4 protein-coding genes and 2 pseudogenes are annotated in these 3,371 nt (G+C 76.1%); 3 read left to right on the top strand and 3 right to left on the bottom strand.

Features of this window, described 5'->3' with window-relative positions; translation table 11 throughout:
• Window positions 1–251 (top strand): annotated as a pseudogene (locus SSBG_RS03380) (TetR/AcrR family transcriptional regulator); the annotation flags it as partial.
• An 81-nt stretch (window positions 252–332) separates the two neighbouring features.
• On the opposite strand, the gene map reads toward SSBG_RS03380, so the two are convergent.
• On the bottom strand, window positions 333–1,100 hold the full coding sequence (gene map / locus SSBG_RS03375; RefSeq protein ID WP_008744824.1) for a type I methionyl aminopeptidase: 768 nt from the start codon (window positions 1,098–1,100) through the stop codon (window positions 333–335).
• 111 nt (window positions 1,101–1,211) lie between these two features.
• Here map and SSBG_RS03370 point away from each other — a divergent pair, with 111 nt between their 5' ends.
• Entirely contained in the window at window positions 1,212–1,475 is a 264-nt protein-coding gene (locus tag SSBG_RS03370) for a helix-turn-helix domain-containing protein (RefSeq protein ID WP_037868838.1), read from the top strand.
• Window positions 1,476–1,579: 104 nt separating this feature from the next.
• Here SSBG_RS03370 and SSBG_RS03365 read toward each other — a convergent pair whose 3' ends face one another.
• Together SSBG_RS03365 and SSBG_RS03360 are read right to left on the bottom strand one after the other, a co-directional pair.
• On the bottom strand, window positions 1,580–2,413 hold the full coding sequence (locus SSBG_RS03365; RefSeq protein ID WP_008744823.1) for a hypothetical protein: 834 nt from the start codon (window positions 2,411–2,413) through the stop codon (window positions 1,580–1,582).
• Window positions 2,414–2,419: 6 nt separating this feature from the next.
• Window positions 2,420–2,608 (bottom strand): hypothetical protein, encoded by a 189-nt coding sequence (locus tag SSBG_RS03360; RefSeq protein WP_037871024.1) that lies wholly within the window; start codon window positions 2,606–2,608, stop codon window positions 2,420–2,422.
• A 342-nt stretch (window positions 2,609–2,950) separates the two neighbouring features.
• On the opposite strand from SSBG_RS03360, the pseudogene SSBG_RS03355 reads away from it, so the two are divergent.
• Window positions 2,951–3,371 (top strand): annotated as a pseudogene (locus SSBG_RS03355) (hypothetical protein); the annotation flags it as partial.

Here is a 3,371-nt window from a genome sequence, read left to right as displayed (position 1 = left end):
CACGGGAGGGCCTGCGGCTGCGCAGCCGCGAGCTGCTGGGCGAGGCGGTCGCCACGCTGCTGCGCCACGGCGCCGCCGCCGGGGCGCTGCGCTCCGACGTCACGGCGCGCGACGTGCTCATGGCGCTCGGCGGCGTCACCATGATCAGCAGGTACGAGGACGATCCCGCTCTCGCCTCCCGCCTCGTCGGCCTCCTGGTCGACGGGCTCGTGAGCGCGCGCGGCGCGGACGGGGAGGCGGGCGGCGCGTAGCCCGGACGGGGGGCGTGGCGCGGGCGTGCGGCAGGCGGGCGCGTCGAGTGTCGGGGAGGCGGAGGGTGTCCCGCCCGGGGGTCAGAGCGCCGTCAGGATCTGCGGGCCCTCCTCCGTGATTGCCACCGTGTGCTCCACGTGCGCGGCGCGGGAGCCGTCGTTCGTGCGCAGCGTCCAGCCGTCGGGGGCCGGGTGGTATCCGTCCGTGCCGCCCGCGATGACCATGGGCTCGATGGCGATGACGAGCCCGGGGCGCAGCACCATGCCGCGCCCGGGACGGCCCTCGTTGGGCACGCCCGGGTCCTCGTGCATCGCGCGGCCCACGCCGTGCCCGCCGAAGTTCGCGGGGATGCCGTACCCGGCGGCGCGGCACACCGTGCCCACCGCGTAGCCGATGTCACCGATGCGCGCGCCCGCCTTCGCCGCCTCGATCCCGGCCGCGAGCGCGCGCTCCGCCGTCGCGATGAGGCGGACGTCCTCCGGGCGGGGCGTGCCCACCGTGAAGCTGATCGCCGAGTCCCCGGCCCAGCCGCCGAGGAGCGCCCCGAAGTCCGCGCTCACCAGGTCGCCGTCGCGCAGCGGCTCGTCGCCCGGGATGCCGTGCACGATCGCGTCGTTGACCGAGATGATGAGCGTCGCGGGGAACGGCACCGGGGCGAAGTGCGGGTGGTAGTCGAGGAATGGCGAGTCAGCCCCCGCCTCCCGCAGCACCTCCCGGGCCACCTCGTCCAGCGCGCGTGGCCGCACGCCGGGCGCGGCGGCCTCCCGCACCGCGTGCAGGCCGCGCGCCACCACCCGCCCGGCTTCGCGCATGCCAAGAATCTCGGTCGCTGTCTTCCTCCGCACCATGCCAATTACTATACCGCAATTTTTATACCGGTCGCGTCGTGGCCGGCCCCTGGCTCCCGCTCGTCCTGATCGGGCCGCTCCCTCCGGCGGGCGGGCCCGTAGAATCGCCGTATGGTCCGTACTCCGCTCACCCCCGAGGAACGCGCCCGCGGCGAACGGCTCGGGGCGCTCCTCCGGGGCGCGCGCGGCGGGCGCAGCATGGCCGAGGTCGCCATCGAGGCGGGCATCTCCGCCGAGACCCTGCGCAAGATCGAGACCGGCCGGGCCCCGACCCCCGCCTTCTTCACCGTGGCCGCGCTCGCCCGCGCGCTGGAACTGTCGCTCGACGCCATCGAGGAGGCGTGCGGGGACGCCCCGCTGGGCGTGGCGAGCTGATCCCCCGCGCCGGAGCCGTCTCGCGGCGTCCGGCCGGCGCGCTCCTCGCACGGCGCGGGCGCCGAGGCGCGCGGCGGTCGCGCCGAGGCACCCTCCGGCACGGCTCAGCCGCGCGCCGCCGCTCCTCGCAGCGAAGCGACCAGCGCCCGCTCGAAGGTGGCCCGCGTCCTGCCGTCGAGCAGCCCGAGCGACAGGTACGGGTTGTGGTCCTCCAGCTCGACGAGGAGCAGTTCGCCCTCCCGCGTGCGGCACGCGTCCACGCGCTGGATGCCGTACGGCAGGTCGTTCCACTCCACGAAGCGGCGCGCGAAGGCGAGATCCGCCGCGCTCGGCCGGTAGGGCACCAGCTCCCAGCGGCGCTCCGGGTCCGGCGCGTACAGCGCGTAGCGGAACTCCCCGTCCAGGAAGGTGAACGAGACCTCGTGGCGGAACGGCACGTACGGCTGGACGAGCGTGCGCGCGTCGGGGGTGCGGGCGGCGAGCGCGACCGCGTCGAGGCGCGCGAGGCCCACCGAGTCCGCGCCGTCCACCGGCTTGACGATGTACGCCTCGCACACGGGCAGCTCCGCGAGCGGGGTGTCCCCGGCGTAGCTCGGGATGACCGGCAGACCCGCGCGGGTCAGCTCCAGGAGATAGCCCTTGCCGGCCATGTCGGCGCGTCCCGAGAGCGGATTGTGGACGGGGAGGCCCAGCCGCAGCGCCTCGGCGCGGAACGCGGCGTACGCGGCGCGGTAGTGGAGCACGGGCCCGCTGTTGCGGACGAGGACGGCGTCGAAGCCGTCCAGGAGCCCGGCGGCGTCGCGCGGGTCGCACAGGGCGAGGGGGAATTCGGCGCGCAGGCGCGCGGAGAGCTCCAGGTCCTCGTCCGCGTAGCGGCGCCCGGCCGCCCGGTAGGCGAGATCCGTCACGTACAGCAGGCGCGGGGCCGGGCGGCGCACGGCGCGTCAGTCCTCGTGCCCCGAGCGGACGGGAGCGTCGTCGCCCGCGCCGCCGCCGTGCGAACGGCTCATCTCGATACGCAGCGGGACGGCGACGCAGACGACCGCCGTGGCGAGGAGCAGGCCGAGCACGAGGAGCCAGTCGAGACCGGGTAGCGAGAGGCCGACCCAGGCCGTCCCGTCCTGCTGTGTCATCCGCTGCGACTCCTCGTCGTGCCCGCCGGACGTGGCGGGGCTCTCCTGCCCCGCCACGGCGGCGCCATGCCTCGCCGCCCGCCGGGGTCCACCATGCTCCGCGACGGCCGGTAACCGGAAACCGGCCCGGGGGACTCGCCCCGGTACGCCACGAAGATCACTTCGCGAACCGCCGGACCCCCGCGCGCCCGTCCGGTGGAGCGCCACCACGCCCCTCGCGCGCGCCGGTCCCTCGCGCCCCGGCCGCCACTCCGTCGCTCCCCGAAAAGCCCGTGTAGCCGGTGCGTAACACGGCGGGTGTTTCCTTCCGCACCAAAGGACGCAGCAGGGAGCGGGGCACGCGTGGTGGGACAACCTCCCTTCCGTATCGATCAGTTCGGGCAGCCCGGGGTACGGGACCCGGTCGCGGACTTCGCGCACGTCTTCGCCGGGCTGCTCGCCGGGCTCGACCCGGGCGGCGGCTGGTGCGCGGTCTTCTGGAGCCGCGACCCGCGCGGGATGCGGGCCTGCGCGGACGGTACGGAGACGCCGCCCTGGGACATCGTGGAAGCGCTCGTGGAGGACCACGTCGCGCGCACGGCGCCCGGTACGGACGCGGGCGCGGCCGCCGCCGGGCTCCGCCCCGTGTACCTCGCGGCGCTGGCCGCGCGGGACGCCCGCCCCGGCGCGGCGGCGGAACTCGCCCACCGCCTCCCCGGCATGGCGCGCGCCCACGAACAAGCTCCTGGCGCGCGTCGCCGCCCTCGAACGCGAACTCGCGCGG

It is taken from the genome of Streptomyces sp. SPB074 (assembly GCF_000154905.1).
Classification (GTDB): Bacteria; Actinomycetota; Actinomycetes; order Streptomycetales; family Streptomycetaceae; genus Streptomyces.
Note: the sequence above shows the minus strand (reverse complement) of the source record. Positions and strands in the feature narration are given on the sequence as shown.